11 protein-coding genes and 5 pseudogenes are annotated in these 18,551 nt (G+C 53.3%); 8 read left to right on the plus strand and 8 right to left on the minus strand.

The annotated features are described in order from the left end of the window. Positions 1–322: 322 nt before the first annotated feature. Positions 323–415, plus strand: a pseudogene (locus FIV00_RS03045) (transposase); the annotation flags it as partial. A 96-nt stretch (positions 416–511) separates the two neighbouring features. Here the strand turns inward: FIV00_RS03045 and FIV00_RS03050 are convergent. Next, positions 512–628 (minus strand): annotated as a pseudogene (locus tag FIV00_RS03050) (transposase); the annotation flags it as partial. A gap of 57 nt (positions 629–685) precedes the next feature. Here FIV00_RS03050 and FIV00_RS03055 point away from each other — a divergent pair. Then, positions 686–1,366, plus strand: a pseudogene (locus FIV00_RS03055) (IS3 family transposase); the annotation flags it as partial. 61 nt (positions 1,367–1,427) lie between these two features. Here FIV00_RS03055 and FIV00_RS03060 read toward each other — a convergent pair. Further along, complete coding sequence (locus tag FIV00_RS03060) at positions 1,428–8,495, minus strand: non-ribosomal peptide synthetase (protein WP_173005854.1); 7,068 nt, start codon at positions 8,493–8,495, stop codon at positions 1,428–1,430. Positions 8,496–8,761: 266 nt separating this feature from the next. Between FIV00_RS03060 and FIV00_RS03065 the strand changes: the two are divergent. The 3 genes and pseudogenes from FIV00_RS03065 to FIV00_RS03075 all read left to right on the plus strand — a co-directional run. After that, positions 8,762–9,469: pseudogene (locus tag FIV00_RS03065) on the plus strand (IS6 family transposase); the annotation flags it as partial. A gap of 73 nt (positions 9,470–9,542) precedes the next feature. Next, a protein-coding gene (locus FIV00_RS03070; protein ID WP_371419565.1) for an IS3 family transposase occupies positions 9,543–10,630 on the plus strand; the annotation gives its coding sequence in 2 pieces (ribosomal slippage) (positions 9,543–9,804 and positions 9,804–10,630; 1,089 coding nt in all). Between the two features lie 306 nt (positions 10,631–10,936). Next, positions 10,937–11,515 carry a hypothetical protein gene (locus FIV00_RS03075; protein WP_152499430.1) on the plus strand — a complete coding sequence of 193 codons (579 nt, stop codon included), beginning with the start codon at positions 10,937–10,939 and terminating at the stop codon, positions 11,513–11,515. Between the two features lie 190 nt (positions 11,516–11,705). On the opposite strand, the pseudogene FIV00_RS03080 reads toward FIV00_RS03075, so the two are convergent. From FIV00_RS03080 to FIV00_RS30045, 6 genes and pseudogenes are all read right to left on the minus strand, one after another. Continuing rightward, positions 11,706–12,473, minus strand: a pseudogene (locus tag FIV00_RS03080) (IS6 family transposase). Positions 12,474–12,477: 4 nt separating this feature from the next. Continuing rightward, a complete protein-coding gene (locus FIV00_RS03085; RefSeq protein WP_305773833.1) occupies positions 12,478–12,705 on the minus strand; it encodes a recombinase family protein in 228 nt (75 codons plus the stop codon). A 250-nt stretch (positions 12,706–12,955) separates the two neighbouring features. Beyond that, positions 12,956–14,239, minus strand: a complete 1,284-nt coding sequence (locus FIV00_RS03090; protein ID WP_152499431.1) for a hypothetical protein — start codon at positions 14,237–14,239, stop codon at positions 12,956–12,958. Between the two features lie 146 nt (positions 14,240–14,385). Beyond that, a complete protein-coding gene (locus FIV00_RS03095; RefSeq protein ID WP_152499432.1) occupies positions 14,386–14,625 on the minus strand; it encodes a hypothetical protein in 240 nt (79 codons plus the stop codon). A gap of 30 nt (positions 14,626–14,655) precedes the next feature. Continuing rightward, a protein-coding gene (locus FIV00_RS03100) for an IS3 family transposase (protein ID WP_371419566.1) occupies positions 14,656–15,743 on the minus strand; the annotation gives its coding sequence in 2 pieces (ribosomal slippage) (positions 14,656–15,482 and positions 15,482–15,743; 1,089 coding nt in all). After that, positions 15,688–16,221, minus strand: coding sequence for a hypothetical protein (locus FIV00_RS30045; RefSeq protein ID WP_209006793.1), 534 nt, complete (start codon positions 16,219–16,221; stop codon positions 15,688–15,690). Before FIV00_RS30045 ends, FIV00_RS03100 begins: the two co-directional genes overlap by 56 nt. A 147-nt stretch (positions 16,222–16,368) precedes the next feature. On the opposite strand from FIV00_RS30045, the gene FIV00_RS30050 reads away from it, so the two are divergent. The 3 genes from FIV00_RS30050 (at position 16,369) to FIV00_RS03115 (ending at position 18,236) form a co-directional block, all read left to right on the plus strand. Then, entirely contained in the window at positions 16,369–16,812 is a 444-nt protein-coding gene (locus FIV00_RS30050) for a hypothetical protein (protein ID WP_209006794.1), read from the plus strand. Positions 16,813–17,066: 254 nt separating this feature from the next. Next, complete coding sequence (locus FIV00_RS03110) at positions 17,067–17,546, plus strand: recombinase family protein (protein WP_209006795.1); 480 nt, start codon at positions 17,067–17,069, stop codon at positions 17,544–17,546. 216 nt (positions 17,547–17,762) lie between these two features. Further along, a complete protein-coding gene (locus FIV00_RS03115; RefSeq protein ID WP_247649397.1) occupies positions 17,763–18,236 on the plus strand; it encodes a cytochrome b in 474 nt (157 codons plus the stop codon). Positions 18,237–18,551 lie beyond the last annotated feature (315 nt).

The raw sequence follows: 18,551 nt of genomic DNA on the forward strand, positions 1-18,551 counted from the left end.
GTATCGATAATAAAAATGCAACTCATCATCGAAATTTCTATCAAGTCAACACAATTTCTTCAATAGGAAGAATGTCGTTGCCCAGCTCCGATTGCGAACATTGAATTTATGATGTCGCGAGGTTTTGAATTGGTCAAGACACAAGGCTCGTTTAAAATAGGGTTGTGTCGGTATTTGCAAAACTTCATAAGCGTGGAGACGCTAATCAAGTAGAGAGGGAACCGGACCCATTCAATAATGACCCATGTCATGGTAATCATCCCCGAAAACCAATGGGTTGAAAATTAGACTTCTCCGGCCTTTGATGCGCTTGGAGAACGAGATGAAGAAATCAAGATTCACGGAAAGCCAGATCCTGGCAATTTTAAAGCAGGGTGAGAGCGGCGTGCCGGTTGCCGATCTGTGCCGGGCGCACCAGCACCGTTCTGGTGACGCCGGATAGATGTTGGCACCCAGATACCGGCTTCGATCAGATCTCAAAAACCTTGCATCGGGAGAGCTGTCCATAGATGTAATACGTCGCGTTGCTGACACCGTATTTGCGGCAAAGCTCGGCTGCCGATATGCCCGCCTGATGTTCTTTCAAAATACCGATGATCTGTTCTTCAGAGAACCTGGACCGCTTCATCGTCTGTTTCCTTCAGTTGGGAACAGACTAACCTCAAAACCAGGAACTTTCAGGGGAGCAGGTCACCTGGTGCGGTTGACGACAACACATCGTACCTGGGGCTTTGGATTGTGTTTCCTTTATTTGCGCAATGTCAAAGGCTTTGCTTGGAACCACAAGCGCGTCCGGCGGATTTATCGTGCTCTGGAGTTAAACCTGCGCATCAACCCGAAGAAGCGTCTGGTTCGGGAAAAGCCGGAGCCGTTGGTTGTGCCAAACGAGGCAAATGTCACCTGGTCAATGGACTTCATGTCGGATCAGTTGGCCGATGGGCGTAGCTTCAGGACTCTGAACGTGCTGGACGACTTCAACCGAGAAGGTCTGGGCATTGAAGTAGATGTTTCCATTCCGGCCCTACGGGTAATCCGCACTCTGGAGCGGATTATCGAATGGCGCGGCCGGCCGTTGAATATTCGGGTGGACAATGGCCCGGAAAACGTCAGTGCCGCACTGCAGATATGGGCCTCGAGACGAAGCATTGGGCTGGAATACATCCAGCCCGGCAAGCCGCAACAGAACGCCTATGTCGAACGCTACAACCGAACCATCCGCCATGAATGGCTCGGACAATACATATTCGAGGCGATCAAGGAGGCGCAGGACCACGCCACACGATGGCTATGGACATACAACGATGGGCGGCCCAACATGGCCATTGGCGGAATTACACCCGCAATGAAACTGAAAACAGCAGCCTGAAGTCCAGTTTTATAACCCACAAAAAATGGGATGATTACCTCATCATTTTCCCGTGCCGTTCCTACCTCAATGTTGCATTCAAAATATCTGCAATTCGAACACTGAATTTATTAGAACATATCTGTCCATGAGTGGCCTCCACTGGCACTAGCGTAGTTGGTCCAGCTGTGATTTCAGTGAGCTTTTCCTTTAGATCTGCCGTCTTATTGTCGCTGGCTTTGATATAAACAACCGGACTAACAAGCCGCTGCAATCTGTGTGCTTCCAACATCTTTATTGAATTCGTCAAACAAACCACGACACGATCGAGAATGTCGACGTTGGCCGTTTGGGCTATATCTCCGCGTTCTATCAACGCATTAAATAATCTCTCTCTCTGATTTTCCAAGGCAACGTCTGCAATAACGATACCTAGATCACGAGCGACTTCTTTTAGCATGTCTTCGTTTGTGACTGCTGCTACTCTATGGTTAGTTTCGGCGACCGGACTGTCAAGCAGTATGATTTGTTCGATTTCTTCACCAGCTGTCTCAATTAACTGCGCTATTTCTAAGGCAACTCGGCCACCAAACGACCATCCGATCAGCCGATATGGACCCACAGGCTGTATCAAACGCATAGCAGCTAAATAGCATGCCGCCATTTGCTCGATAGTTTCGAAAGGCTTCTCTCTGCTAGACTCGAGACCTCGTGCCTGTAGTCCATAGACTGGGCAATCGCAAGTCAAAGTCATCGCGAGTTTTCTGTAAACCGTCGCAATACCGCTAGCAGGATGCACGCAAAACAATGGCGTGTGATCGCCGCCCTGCTTCAGTGGTACAATCGGGTGATAGGGTAGCTGTCCTTTCTCCGCCTTATCCAGTTCGCTGGCAAGCCCGGCGACTGTCGGATGGCTGAATACTGCCCGCAACCCAATCTCAAGGCCAGTCTCTTCACGGATTTGACTGACAAGCCGCATCGCCAGCAGCGAATGCCCCCCTAGTGCAAAGAACCCGTCTTGGACACCTACCTGATGTGCTCCGGTCAATTCTGCGTAAAGCCGACACAACAGCGCTTCATGTGCTGTCGACGGTGCTTCATGCACACCACTGCCGACAATCTGCGGCGATGGCAGGGCCTTACGGTCCAACTTGCCGCTCGCGGTCAGCGGCAGTGCTTCTAGAACCACAAATGCCGATGGGATCATATAGTCGGGAAGACGCGCTGAAAGCGTCTTGCGCAGATCATCCACCCCAGGCAGCTCTCCATCGCGCGCAGCCGTCACATAGGCAACCAGGCGTGCCTCACCGGCAATCTCACGCAGCACCACGGCGGCCTGACCGACCCCCTTCTCGGCTCCCAACACAGCGGCAATCTCGCCCGGCTCAATGCGAAAGCCACGCAGCTTGACCTGATCGTCGGCTCGACCACCGAACTCAATCGTCCCGTCGGCGCGCCACCGGCCCAGATCCCCCGTCCGATACATCCGCTCACCCGACACACCAAACGGACAGGCAACAAAACGCTCTGCTGTAAGGTCAGAACGGCCCACATAACCGCGCGCAAGGCCCGCGCCCGAAATGTACATCTCACCCCAAACACCAACAGGAACACGGCGCAAATGAGAATCCAAAATGTGGATCTGTTCATTTGCGAGCGGGCTGCCAATGTCTATTCGATCATCATAAAGATGACACGAGGTACTCCAGATCGTAGTTTCTGTCGGACCATAGAGGTTTACCGCTGCACCAACGCTCCGCAAGCTGTTGGCTAGATCGGCATCGATTGCCTCACCCCCACAAAGAACCAAGCGCAGTTTCGGAGTGTTCGAGGAGATGGTACGCCACATGGACGGCGTTGCCTGCGCAACTGTAACACCATGTTTGGCAATAAGATCTGGTATACTATTTAGATCCTTGGACTGTTCCGTGGAAACAACGGTCACACAGGCGCCTGACACAATCGGATAGATCAGTTCAACCACGGAGATGTCGAAGCTAAGCGTCGTCAGCGCGAGAACATTATCGTTTTTGGCGAAGTCAACCCCGGCACGCTCTAGACCGACAAACGTAGCCGCCAATCCTCCATGACTATTCCCCACGGGTTTAGGTTTACCGGTGGAACCTGACGTATAGATCAGATAGGCGAGATTGTCGGACTTGAGCGAGCTTAGCCTGTCGGCATTGGTGAGTGGTGCCGAACTTTGCGCTGAGATCGCCGCTGCTGTCTCCTGTGCATCCACAATGATGGTCCTCGTCGCGCTTCCCAACACCGACTTCAGCTCTGTGTTACACAGAACGCCTAGAGCTGCGCTGTCAACTAGCATCTCACACAAACGCTCGGCTGGATGGTTTGGATCGAGCGGCAGGTAGGCTGCCCCGCTCTTCATCACGCTGAGGATGGCAACCACCATTGTGATCGAGCGATCCATGCAGATCCCCACGACGGTCTCGGGCCCGGCCCCAAGCCCTATTAAGTAACGCGCCAGCTGGTTTGACGCAGCATCAAGTCCGGCATAATCCAGCCGCTCGTCGCCGCAGATCACCGCAATCGCATCAGGCGCGTCACGTGCCACGCGCTCGAACAGGTCCGGCACAAGCCCGTCGTCAATCGAATGATCCGGCGCGTTGAACTCAACAAGTGGGGCCAAGTCCGCCTCGCCGACCAACTCCAGCAGCGCCACGGGATGCTTCTCCTTGGTTTTCACCAATTCAAGGACAAGCCGCTCAAACATCACGGTCCAGCCAGACACCGTCTCCACGTCGAACAGATCCGCGTCATATTCCAGCGCACCCGATATCGATCCGTCTGCCTGAGGGGCAAGTGACAGCGTAACGTCGAACTTCGCCTGTGCGAGGCCCATATCGAGCGACCGCGCTGTCATCCTCTCCAGCGACAGCGCCGCCGTCTCCTGGCTCTGCCAGGCAAACATTGCCTGGAACACTGGCGCTTGCGATAATGACCGCGCGACATCCAGCGCATCAACGACCTGCTCGAACGGCGTATCCCCGTGTTCGAGCCCGTCACTGACAACACCATGCACCCGCGACAGAAGTTCATCACGGTCAGGCATGCCTGACAGGTCAAGGCGAAGCGCCATCGTGTTGACGAAGAAGCCAATCAGTGCCTCACTGCCTGGCGCCGTCCGTCCGGCAACCGGTGTCCCGATCACAACCTCATCCTGGCGCGACAGCCGGCCAAGCAAAAGGCCCCAGACCCCCAGAAGCACCGAGTAGAGCGTCACACCGGCTTCGCCTGCAAGGCTTGAAAGCTGCTCCCCGAGCACGCTGTCGATGCGAACAGGCACATAGCCAGCATGTCGCGCCCGATCCCCCTGACGGGTATGATCCAGCGGCAGGTCCAGAACCTCCGGTGCACCCGACAAATGCGCCCGCCAATAGGATAGGCCACGCTCCAGCGTCCCGCTCTCCACTAGCCACTCACGCTGCCAATGCGCATGATCGCTGTAGGTCCACGCAAGGTCGGTCAGTCCCTCGCCGCAATAAAGCGCCGACAGTTCCTCAAACAATACCGCAAGCGAACGGCCATCGGCAGCCCCATGATGCACCACCAGCGCAAGGACATGGCGATCGGCACCAAGGCGCAGCAGGCGGCCGTAAAGACTTGGCCCTCCGGCAAGGTCGAACACATGCCCCGCAACTGCGTCCAGATGTGACTGCAGCGCCTCAGGCGAGATCGACAAGTCATGCACCTCCACAAGCGGTGCAATCTCCACTTCATCCAGAAGACGGCCCACCGGAACACCAGCCTCAACCGAAATCACTGTGCGCAGCGGCTCGTGACGCATCACCAGCGCCCGGATCGCCGCTGCAAGCGCGCAAACATCAAGCGCCCCATCCAGTTCGACCATCAGTGGGATGTTATACTGGCTGCTACCGCCATCCAGACGATCCAGTGCCCACAAACGCTCTTGACCGAAGGACAACGTCATACGCCCCTCCGCATCACGTCCGCTGCCGCGTTCAACCGGCCGCAAGCTGCTCCGCTCCGCCTTATCCAGTTCGCTGGCAAGCCCGGCGACTGTCGGATGGCTGAATACTGCCCGCAACCCAATCTCAAGGCCAGTCTCTTCACGGATTTGACTGACAAGCCGCATCGCCAGCAGCGAATGCCCCCCTAGTGCAAAGAACCCGTCTTGGACACCTACCTGATGTGCTCCGGTCAATTCTGCGTAAAGCCGACACAACAGCGCTTCATGTGCTGTCGACGGTGCTTCATGCACACCACTGCCGACAATCTGCGGCGATGGCAGGGCCTTACGGTCCAACTTGCCGCTCGCGGTCAGCGGCAGTGCTTCTAGAACCACAAATGCCGATGGGATCATATAGTCGGGAAGACGCGCTGAAAGCGTCTTGCGCAGATCATCCACCCCAGGCAGCTCTCCATCGCGCGCAGCCGTCACATAGGCAACCAGGCGTGCCTCACCGGCAATCTCACGCAGCACCACGGCGGCCTGACCGACCCCCTTCTCGGCTCCCAACACAGCGGCAATCTCGCCCGGCTCAATGCGAAAGCCACGCAGCTTGACCTGATCGTCGGCTCGACCACCGAACTCAATCGTCCCGTCGGCGCGCCACCGGCCCAGATCCCCCGTCCGATACATCCGCTCACCCGACACACCAAACGGACAGGCAACAAAACGCTCTGCTGTAAGGTCAGAACGGCCCACATAACCGCGCGCAAGGCCCGCGCCCGAAATGTACATCTCACCCCAAACACCAACAGGAACACGGCGCAAATGAGAATCCAAAATGTGGACACCGAGATCCGGAATTACAACACCAATTCGACTGTCGTTGATGGTGCTAATCGATTGTGCATCGAACGGCTGATAGGTGACATGCACTGTCGTTTCAGTAATGCCATACATGTTCACCAACTGTGCTGACTGACCAAGACTATACCATGGTGCAAGACGACTTGGCTCGAGTGCTTCTCCACCGAATATGATGCAGCGCAGCGACAGCTCAGTGCATTGTTGATGAGTTCCAAGTACCTCTGTCAGCTGGTAAAAAGATGAAGGTGTCTGATTGAGAATAGTGACGCCTTCGCGGTGCAGGAGTTCCACAAACCTATCGGGCGATCGTCTATCTTCTTCCGAAACAACGACAAGACTACCTCCATAAAGAAGGGCCCCCCAGATTTCCCAAACTGAAAAATCAAATGCGATTGAATGGAATAGTGCCCAGCAATCATTGGACCCAAAGTGATACCAATGGTTCGTTTCCTGCATTAGCCGAGCAATGTTACGGAATGTATTCCCCACGGGTTTAGGTTTACCGGTGGAACCTGACGTATAGATCAGATAGGCGAGATTGTCGGACTTGAGCGAGCTTAGCCTGTCGGCATTGGTGAGTGGTGCCGAACTTTGCGCTGAGATCGCCGCTGCTGTCTCCTGTGCATCCACAATGATGGTCCTCGTCGCGCTTCCCAACACCGACTTCAGCTCTGTGTTACACAGAACGCCTAGAGCTGCGCTGTCAACTAGCATCTCACACAAACGCTCGGCTGGATGGTTTGGATCGAGCGGCAGGTAGGCTGCCCCGCTCTTCATCACGCTGAGGATGGCAACCACCATTGTGATCGAGCGATCCATGCAGATCCCCACGACGGTCTCGGGCCCGGCCCCAAGCCCTATTAGGTAACGCGCCAGCTGGTTTGACGCAGCATCAAGTCCGGCATAATCCAGCCGCTCGTCGCCGCAGATCACCGCAATCGCATCAGGCGCGTCACGTGCCACGCGCTCGAACAGGTCCGGCACAAGCCCGTCGTCAATCGAATGATCCGGCGCGTTGAACTCAACAAGTGGGTGTCTATGGCTAGGTGGCAAAAGATCAAGGCTTGCCAGTGGTAAATCAGAGGCAGAACTTGCGCTCAACACTTCGACAAAGTGGAGTAGCTGATCGCCATAATGACAAAGTTGCGCCCGATCAAACGCATTTGCATGTCCATCTAAATCAAGATGCAGGGCTCCGTTCGTTTCTCGGTAAATAGACAAAGCGATTCCATCCACCGGGCCATTGCACAGATTGTGTGTTGTTGAGAGAGATGCGCCGTACCTTAAGTCGTAGTCGAATGGCATCAAGTTGATGCTCGCACGCGAGAAAATTGCACCGGGTCTGTCGGAAAAGAGATCGCGCCGGACGTCTTCTAGCCGGTAGCGCTGGTGACGAAGTGCAGCGCGTTGCTGGCGAGCGATCTCTCCAAGAAGCGTCTCAATGTCCTTGCTCCAGACATCGCGTATTCGCAGATGGCCTACATTGGAGGCGTTTGACACCATTGAACGTGAGCCAGCACCTAGGCGACCCACCAGGGGCATCGCAATCACGACATCGTCCTGTCTCGACTGCATAGCTTCCATCAAGACCATGGCTGCTGTCACAATCTGGTAGGGATTACTCGATAAGATCTCAGATGTAGCATTGAGCGATTGCAATCGCAGGCCTTCAAGCACTAAGTGAGACCTGACGAAATGCGATTGCCCTCGCTGAACGCCAGCTGCTTCAAAGGGCGCAACTATTTCTACCCCGTCTAACAAGTCAAGCCAGTAGTGTCGATCGTTTTTGAATGAGGTGCTGGTCTCATAAGCCTCCTCAATTGCGAGATAAGTCCGATAGTCGGCTAGGGAAATGTTGGCGTCGCATTCCGTGTCACCACGGCTATATGCCTGGGCTACATGCTTCGCCAGCATGCGACCGGCATATCCGTCCACTACTACGTGATGACCAACCTGAACCCAATCTACATAGCGGTCGTCACTCTGGATCAGAGTCCAACGAAACAGCGGATCGTTGGCTAGATCAAAAGGTTTGGCCAGCAAAGCTTCAATTATATCGACCCTCCGCTGTTCGCAATCAATGCAGTCCCGCAAATCATGCCATGCGATCGGTGTGTCGCGGCGATCGATAAGTGTCTGATACAAGCCTTTATCATCGACACGGATTGCCATATTAAGTGCCGGTGTGCGCGAAATGACCCAGCGCGCCGCAGCACAGAATTGCTCTACATCAAAGGGCGTCTCAATACGGGTTACTTGGCCAATATTGAAAGTCCTGCCCGTCGCATCGCGAAGATGTTGGAAGTAGACGCCAGCCTGCGCCCTGCTCAAAGGTATGCGCGTGTTTGTCATTTCTTGAACGGCCGTTTTAGTGTCGTCGGGAAATACTCTTTTTCGCAGGTGAAATTTGCATTCGTTTCTACTAACCGCTTTTTTCGGCTCGGTTCCTGTGACGTTCGTCATATGAAAAGCGGTTGCGCGGTTGAACAATCCAAATCTGGTCTTCTGATAAGCGAATACGTGTTCGACCCGTGCCCGGACCGAAGACTTGTTGGCTCTGTTGCAAAAGTCGACTGATTTTTCGATGAGGCAGCTTTCAACTTTGTTTTGGTGATTTTATGAATGCGTTTAAGGGCCGTCATTTCACGGGCGAAGTCGTGTTGTGGGCTGTTCGCTGGTATTGCCGTTACGGGGTCAGTTAGCGGGATCTTGAACAGATGATGGCCGAGCGCGGTGTTCGGGTCGATCATTCCACGATCTACCGGTGGGTGCAGACCTATGCACCTGAAATGGAAAAACGGTTGCGCTGGCAATGGCGCCGGCCAGTTTCGGGGAGTTGGCGGGTCGATGAGACCTACATCAAGGTCCGCGGAAAATGGACCTATCTCTACCGGGCGGTGGACAAGTTCGGCAACACCATCGATTTCTATCTCTCGGCCACCCGAAACACCAAGGCGGCGAAGCGGTTCCTGGGCAAAACCTTAAGGGGACTGAAAGACTGGGAGAAGCCCCATGCGATCAATACCGATAAGGCTCCCACCTACGGCGTGGCCATTTCCGAGCTGAAAGCGGAGGGCAAATGCCCACAAGACACTGAGCACCGCCAGGTCAAATATCTAAACAACGTCGTTGAAGCCGATCACGGCAAGCTGAAGCAGCTGATCCGGCCGGTGCGCGGGTTCAAAACCCTAAAGTCTGCCTATGCGACCATCAAAGGATTTGAAGTGATGCGTGCCCTGCGCAAGGGGCAGGCCAGCATCTTCAACTTCACAAATGACATTGTCGGCGAGGCTCTCATCGTCGAACGAGCGTTCGGCATCGGTCCCTGGGTAATCGTCCCCAAAAACCAACGGGTTGAAAATTGGACTTCTCCGGCCTTTGATGCGCTTGGAGAACGACATGAAGAAATCAAGATTTACGGAAAGCCAGATCCTGGCAGTTTTGAAGCAGGGTGAGAGCGGGGTCCCAGTCGCCGATCTTTGCCGGGAGCACGGGATCAGCAACGCGACGTATTACAACTGGCGTTCCAAATATGGCGGGATGGACGCTTCGTTGATGTCTGAGATGAAGGCGATGGCCGAGGAGAACCGCCGACTGAAGAAGATGTATGCCGAGATGGCAATGCAGAACGAACTGCTGAAGGATGCTCTGGGAAAAAAGCCTTGAGGCCGTCTCAACGTAGAGAGATGGCCATGAATGCAATCCGTCTGCGTGGCGTGAGCATTGCGCTTGCTTGCCGGACTTTCCAGATCAGCGAAAGCTGCTATCGCTATGAACGCAAACTGGGCGACGAGAATGCCGAGATCGCAGACTGGCTGGTGCGGCTGACGACAACACATCGTACCTGGGGCTTTGGATTGTGTTTCCTTTATTTGCGCAATGTCAAAGGCTTTGCTTGGAACCACAAGCGCGTCCGGCGGATTTATCGTGCTCTGGAGTTAAACCTGCGCATCAACCCGAAGAAGCGTCTGGTTCGGGAAAAGCCGGAGCCGTTGGTTGTGCCAAACGAGGCAAATGTCACCTGGTCAATGGACTTCATGTCGGATCAGTTGGCCGATGGGCGTAGCTTCAGGACTCTGAACGTGCTGGACGACTTCAACCGGGAGGGGTTGGGCATTGAAGTAGATGTTTCCATTCCGGCCCTACGGGTAATCCGCACTCTGGAGCGGATTATCGAATGGCGCGGCCGGCCGTTGAATATTCGGGTGGACAATGGCCCGGAAAACGTCAGTGCCGCACTGCAGATATGGGCCTCGAGACGAAGCATTGGGCTGGAATACATCCAGCCCGGCAAACCGCAACAGAACGCCTATATCGAGCGCTACAACCGAACCGTCCGCCATGAATGGCTCGGACAATACATATTCAACACGATCAAGGAGGCACAGGATCACGCCACACGCTGGCTATGGACATACAACAATGAGCGGCCAAATATGGCCATCGGCGGCGTTACGCCGAAAATGAAACTGACAGCTGCAGCCTGAAGTCCAGTTATCGACCCCGCGAAAAATGGGATGATTACCCCTGTGCTCTGGCTGAAGCGATGACCATGCTTGAAAACCATCTTCAAGATGCCGAAGCTTGAACTGGAGTGCCGGGAAAGGTCGAGATCTGTCGGGACGCAATGTTTGCAACAGGGCCGTGAATTTAACCCTTGGTCCGGATTTACGGGGCAAAGTCAGCAATTTCGTATCAAATGACATAGAGGACACTATTCAATGTATGAGAGTAGTTAGCTATCATTTAACGAACACTTATCGGAATACCGAATATGACGGGAGGAGAAAATAATGACTGATAATAGCATTCAAACGAATCAATCTGTTCATAATTTGCAGCCACAAAATCAACACGGTTTGGCTGTTCCTCAAACAAGAAAAAATTCAATCTTAAAAATAATATCCTTTTTCAAAGAAAAAGGCAGTTCGATTATTTTAGGGCTCAAGACGTTTGCGGGGCGACGAGTGTTTTTTTTCAACCGGCATTCACGCCGCATTGACCCACGGGCTGAATCTCGGGCGCCCGAATTCCGTCAGGCCAATGGAACTGTTCAACGCAATGCCCGAACTGATAGCACAGCTCAAGGTTCCGTATCAAATTTACCTGAGGCTACGTTTTATTTCACGCTTCTTGAAGACATTCCTAGAGAAAGACGAATTAATCTGAACTTGAATAGATTTTGTGAGTTAGAAAGAAATCGGACAAAAGAGAAAAATTACAAAATAAAGCATGAAAATGTCTATTACGCTGATAGGGCTGGGTCGGAGCATGGTGCCGACGATAACGCGATAGTTATGTTCAATGACACTCCAGTTGCTTCAGTTGTGGAGAATCAAGTCCCGATGGCTGTTAAAGCCAACGAGTGTTGATCAGAACGGGATTGCCAAGTTCGGGAGGGTTGAAAGTACGTGTAAAATGTTCACATCCGGTGGAAGCCCACAGAAAAAAGACGCCCGCTCCTCGTGAGCGGGCGTTTTTTTCCCTACAGCGACGGGGCCCTCACGGCCCTATTGCAAACATTGCGTCCCGACAGATCTCGACCTTTCCCGGCACTCCAGTTCAAGCTTCGGCATCTTGAAGATGGTTTTCAAGCATGGTCATCGCTTCGGCCAGAGCACAGGGACCGATGCCGAACGCTCGTTCGACGATGCGAGCCTCGCCGACAATGTCATTTGTGAAGTTGAAGATGCTGGCCTGCCCCTTGCGCAGGGCACGCATCACTTCAAATCCTTTGATGGTCGCATAGGCAGACTTTAGGGTTTTGAACCCGTGCACCGGCCGGATCAGCTGCTTCAGCTTGCCGTGATCGGCTTCAACGACGTTGTTTAGATATTTGACCTGGCGGTGCTCAGTGTCTTGTGGGCATTTGCCCTCCGCTTTCAGCTCGGAAATGGCCACGCCGTAGGTGGGAGCCTTATCGGTATTGATCGCATGGGGCTTCTCCCAGTCTTTCAGTCCCCTTAAGGTTTTGCCCAGGAACCGCTTCGCCGCCTTGGTGTTTCGGGTGGCCGAGAGATAGAAATCGATGGTGTTGCCGAACTTGTCCACCGCCCGGTAGAGATAGGTCCATTTTCCGCGGACCTTGATGTAGGTCTCATCGACCCGCCAACTCCCCGAAACTGGCCAGCGCCATTGCCAGCGCAACCGTTTTTCCATTTCAGGTGCATAGGTCTGCACCCACCGGTAGATCGTGGAATGATCGACCCGAACACCGCGCTCGGCCATCATCTGTTCAAGATCCCGCTAACTGACCCCGTAACGGCAATACCAGCGAACAGCCCACAACACGACTTCGCCCGTGAAATGACGGCCCTTAAACGCATTCATAAAATCACCAAAACAAAGTTGAAAGCTGCCTCATCGAAAAATCAGTCGACTTTTGCAACAGAGCCGCGTGGAGGAACTGGATGATCGTCTCCAATTCACCGCGGCCGTCTCGCGAGGAACCGGATCCGGTTTCCGAGCGGATGACTTCGCAGCCGGCGGCTTTCAAACGCTCCTTTTGGATTTCGAGATTTTGATCGGAGGAGCTGGCGCGGGCATATCCGATGCGAGCCATGGAGAAGCCGTCACATTAGGGTGATTACCCTCGTGTAACGTCACTTAATACGGAATACCAATCATTTGTGACATCGTTTGCGTGTCACATTGGATTGTCACTGATGGGTACACCTAAAAGCGACACCTGTTCAGGTGTCGCTTTGCAGTTATGTATCGACCCAGCAGAAGCTGCTCAGGTTGGGGTCCGGTTATATCAACCTGTCGACGTCGATATTTTTAGTTGCTTCCGCAACAAGCTGATCAAATTCTTAATCATTTGTCTTATTGGGAGTATTCAAAGCCACAAGCGCATCAAGTACCGCCACATCGTGATGATCGTCTTTCGGGTCCCAGTTATCCACGAGCTCTTTCAGTTCCGCCAGATCTTGATCTTGGTTGATTTCAAAGTCAGACCGGCTCGACTGCCCACCATAGAGGTGGGTATTCGGATTCACGGCCACAATCTGCCTGAGACGCTGGATGTCCACAGTCGCCCGCGAATGCACGCTAGAGTCCCGCGACTCGGAAAGACTGTTTCTTGATAAGCCCCCCCTCTCTGAGGTTAGGTCCCCGTTAGTAGTTACCTCATCACGACCAATTGGTATGTTGTTTACATCTAGCGCATCCATGTCTGCTGCGACAGTTGGATTACCGATGTAGTGTTTCACTAATTCAGATATGAAAGTCTCACGCTCTGCGGCATTTGCTATGCAATATGGCCCAAAAAGAGTTGGATTGAACATCCTTCCCATATTGTGGCCCATGAGGTTTTTGTCTGTGTGCGAAACAACCGACTTCATTACCTTCAAGTGCAACTGCAATTGGGGCGGTAAACTCTCAAACGCTCCGAATTTTCCGAAATGAAAAAACTCTTCGGGCTTCCCATTCTCAGAAATCCAAGTTTCATATTCAGCTGACTTTTTAGCCATATAGTTTCGAACGCTTTTACTCGTGTGATCTTTACCAAAGCGAAGATACAAATTACTCATATCTGTCGCCTTCAACACATCCCAGTTGACCTGGTAGCGATCACCACCGATCATATGCTCCAAAATATTCATATTGTCTGTTAGACCCGGCACTCTAAAAACGCCAACTTCCTCCAGACGGTTACCTGTACCCTCTTTCTCAAATGAGGCAGCTATCTGCTGCATGGCCGTCAGCGCCTTGGTGACATCTATATTTTTTTGAAGCTGCATGCTATTGCTATAAACAGCATTTTGAATTTTCTGCACAGTCAATGGACGCCACCGCAAGCTGAAACGCGAATAGCAAGTTTTGTTATAAATTTGTGCGCCAACATCGGGGCCGTAGATATCTGCGAGAAAGCTACGGAACCTCATCCGGACCGTTTTGTTTTCACTATTTCGCGTTGAACTTGATAGAGACCTGATCCAGCTAACTGCCCTGCCAAGGAAAGACTTAGTTGACCTGACTTTATCAATATAAAGATCACCAGCTGCATTCAAGCGGACCGTATTCTTCTTGGGATTTTCAACGCGCTCCCGATTGGCGAGTACAATATTTCCGAAATTTTCGAAACTTATGGGCATAATTCACCTACTATCAGCGGTCGGGATATCTATAAATCTGACAAAAGATCAAACACCAATTTTTGTTTTCTGTCTGTGTTGTTTGGTTCACTATAAGCGTGCTTTTCGAGACGCGTTGCCGTGGTCTCTTGCCCGGACTTTGAAGATCATTTTCGCTGTTGCGCTTTGGCCAGGAGTATGGCGATGCTGTCTGCGGAGAATTTGTATTTTTTCCGGTTGGACAGGCGCTCGACATTGACCGGATATTTGGGCCGTCTGGGTTCCAGAACGATGATGCGGAAGCGTTCTCCGCGATCCTCAAATTCCTCTCCTAAGTCTGAGGGCTTCAATCCATATGGAGGTGCGAGAACTTCAAACAGAGCTTTGCCCGGTGGCTTGGTAATCATCCCATTTTTCGCGGGGTCGATAACTGGACTTCAGGCTGCAGCTGTCAGTTTCATTTTCGGCGTAACGCCGCCGATGGCCATATTTGGCCGCTCATTGTTGTATGTCCATAGCCAGCGTGTGGCGTGATCCTGTGCCTCCTTGATCGTGTTGAATATGTATTGTCCGAGCCATTCATGGCGGACGGTTCGGTTGTAGCGCTCGATATAGGCGTTCTGTTGCGGTTTGCCGGGCTGGATGTATTGCAGCCCGATCCCGCGCCGTGAAGCCCACATTTGCAACGCCGCACTGACGTTTTCCGGGCCATTGTCCACCCTGATGTTAAGGGGCTTGCCGCGCCATTCGATGATCCGCTCCAGCGTACGGATTACCCGTAGGGCCTGAATGGAGATGTCCACCTCAATGCCCAACCCCTCCCGGTTGAAGTCGTCCAGCACGTTCAGAGTCCTGAAGCTACGCCCATCGGCCAACTGATCCGACATGAAGTCCATTGACCAGGTGACATTTGCCTCGTTTGGCACAACCAACGGCTCCGGCTTTTCCCGAACCAGACGCTTCTTCGGTTTGATGCGCAGGTTTAACTCCAGAGCACGATAAATCCGCCGGACGCGCTTGTGGTTCCAAGCAAAGCCTTTGACATTGCGCAGGTAAAGGAAACACAAGCCGAAGCCCCAGGTACGGTGTGTTGTCGTCAGCCGCACCAGCCAGTCTGCGATCTCGGCATTCTCGTCGCCCAGTTTGCGTTCATAGCGATAGCAGCTTTCGCTGATCTGGAAAGTCCGGCAAGCAAGCGCAATGCTCACGCCACGCAGACGGATTGCATTCATGGCCATCTCTCTACGTTGAGACGGCCTCAAGGCTTTTTTCCCAGAGCATCCTTCAGCAGTTCGTTCTGCATTGCCATCTCGGCATACATCTTCTTCAGTCGGCGGTTCTCCTCGGCCATCGCCTTCATCTCAGACATCAACGAAGCGTCCATCCCGCCATATTTGGAACGCCAGTTGTAATACGTCGCGTTGCTGATCCCGTGCTCCCGGCAAAGATCGGCGACTGGGACCCCGCTCTCACCCTGCTTCAAAACTGCCAGGATCTGGCTTTCCGTAATTCTTGATTTCTTCATGTCGTTCTCCAAGCGCATCAAAGGCCGGAGAAGTCCAATTTTCAACCCGTTGGTTTTTGGGGACGATTACCCCGCTGCCGAACGCGTTCGTGCACATATCGCCCGGCTCGGGCGTGGCGGCGAGGCGTGGGTCTCGGACGGCATGGCGTGCATCGAACCAGTTTCCGAGGGACATGACGGCGAGATTTGCCCCTTCTGTGCTCAGGATCTCGGCGACTCGGAATTGATCGATCACTACCGCGCCTATTTCAGCCAAGCCTAAGAAGACCTCAAACTTGCAATCAGGCAGACAGGTGTTGGGATACGCGATACCCACGCCGGAGACATTCCATCTGCGTTTGAACGAGACATTCGTACCGCCGTTCAGGCCCACGAATTCTGGAAGGACTTCGCCGACCTGCCGGGAATCGAGATCGATACCGCCGCTATCGCCCGTCAGTGGAACGCTGCCCGCGAGGGAGTGCTCGAACAGCTTCACGCGAAGGCTGCTGCACCTCTGGACCGCATGGCGTTATCGCCTGATGTTCGTCAGGCAGTTGCAGACTACCGTGCCGCGAGAGTGCAGCAGGTGATTGTCCTCTCCCACTCGAAGCCGTTTCTTTGCAACCTCTGAGAACAATCTGATTTGAACCTATCTACTGCGCTGCGCATCAACCGTGCCGTCGTTGGCTCCGAGATTTCCGTTTGGGACGTCCGGAACGACAGTATTTCGGAACACGACAAGCGTCATGAATTGGTAAGGGGCTACTTGCGGGCAGCCGATCCTGACAAAGAACGTCAAGTTGCAGCGGCGCTTCGGCCAATTCTGGAAGCCTTCATGCGCGTTGCCTATCCCGAATATTTTCGGCCAGGGACGCTTCTCGGCCCATTCCTCGAACTGTGCGACCAGCGCGTAGTTGCGAACAACCAAATATTGTCGGCAGGCGACATTGCAGGACTGAGAGCCTTACTAGGGTATGCGAACCTTTTCCACCACGACTCGAACCCCGCTTGGCAGACGGTTGCGATCAACGATGCCGAACTGACTGATTTCGCAGAGCGAACACTTCTTTTTGCCTCGCGGCGATGAACTATTGCGCGGCAACTAGGTAAGGTCATGCCAAAGTCCGCTTCCGACAACTGAGCCAGATGTGTTTGCACTTGCAGCGAACGTCCGCTCGTCGCCTAGCGTGTCCGAAATGGAGGGCTTTACGACGCGTCCGAAAAGTCCCAATCTGAAAATTATAGGACGCCGCCAGCCACAGAAACCCGCCACGTGTCCGAAACCGAAAACTGTCCTTTATTCGGCTTGTCTAAAATTGCATGGCGTGATTAATTCCGGACATGAAAATCGGATATATCAGAACATCGACCGACGACCAGTCAGGTGCCGGTCAACGGGACGCGCTCAGAGCCGCTGGATGTGAGCGCATTTTTCATGACAAGGGTGTTTCGGGAGGGGCGGTTAGTAAGCCGCAGCTCGAACACGCATTGCAGGCAGCCTCCGAAGGAGACGCTCTGGTCGTGACGCGGCTTGACCGGCTGGCGCGGTCGATGAAGTTCCTGATTGAAGATGTCGAACGGATCGGGGGGCTTGGTATTGACTTCGTATCGCTACATGAAGCGATCGACACGACAACGCCGGGCGGGCGACTGTTTTTCCATATCAGTGCGGCCTTTGCCGAATTCAAACGGGATGTGATCCGGCAGCGAATGAAAGAGGGCAGGGCTGCCGCGAAGAGGGCAGGGCGGCATGACGATCACGGCCGCTGCGCGGACCGCCGGCGTCCCGCGCCAGGCGATCTATCGGCGGCTGGAGGCTGATTCCAAAGCGGACTGACCATGCCCCAGGGCAAGCGCACGAAATTCAGCCCGGCAATGTTCACGGCATGCGTGCTTGCATTTCAGAGCGTTTCCTACAATGTCCTGCTATTCTGCAAAAACAATCCTGGATGCGAGACAATGGCTCTTTTGAATTCTGACAGCGGTTACGGCACGCTCACAAAATTCTTACACTGGTCGATAGTCATACTTTTTGCTATGCAATATATTGGCGGTCATATAATGACGACAATTGGATTCAATTCGAGCTTTGCAGGAATAGTAACTAACGATTACTATGATTGGCACAAGTCTCTTGGGTTGTTGGCGCTGTTGTTTGCTGTCGTTCGCATTATCAACCGACAGATGGGCAATCTTCCACCCTGGGCCGCAACACTTTCAGATACTGAGAAAAAATTCATTCATCGGGTCGAGCAGGTCTTTTATTTCGCAATGTTCGTCATGCCTGTCAGTGGGTGGCTTTATGTGATGTGGGGCAATTACGGCGTCAATCTGTTCGGTGCTTGGGAGATGCCCAGACCTCTACCGAAAGATAACGGACTTCGTGACATCGCCAAGTGGGCTCATATCGGAGCGGGATGGTGCCTGCTCGTCGCGATTCTGGGTCATGTCGGGTTGGTCTTGCGGCATCAGATCTTCAAGAAGGATGGCTTGTTGAACAGAATGCTGTAGACCTGCAAAGCGTTGCAATTTGTTTTCATATGTTTGCCACTTGGAGCCTTTAAAGGCTCTGTTGCAAAAGTCGACTGATTTTTCGATGAGGCATATTTGCCATGCTGCGACAAAACACGGAGTTCCGTACCGCTTAAACAGGAGGGGCACGGCAGAGAGGTGCAAGACTGCGAGAAATGTGACGACCGGTTTGAATCCGGTGTGAAGGGAACCTGAGTATTATAATGGCTCATCGAAGCCGGTCACTTGTCGAGGCCTTCACACACGCAGATTTCCCATTTGGGCGCACCAGCACCGTTCTGGTGACGCCGGATA

This window comes from Labrenzia sp. THAF82, from assembly GCF_009363435.1.
GTDB classification, from domain to species: domain Bacteria; phylum Pseudomonadota; class Alphaproteobacteria; order Rhizobiales; family Stappiaceae; genus Roseibium; species Roseibium porphyridii.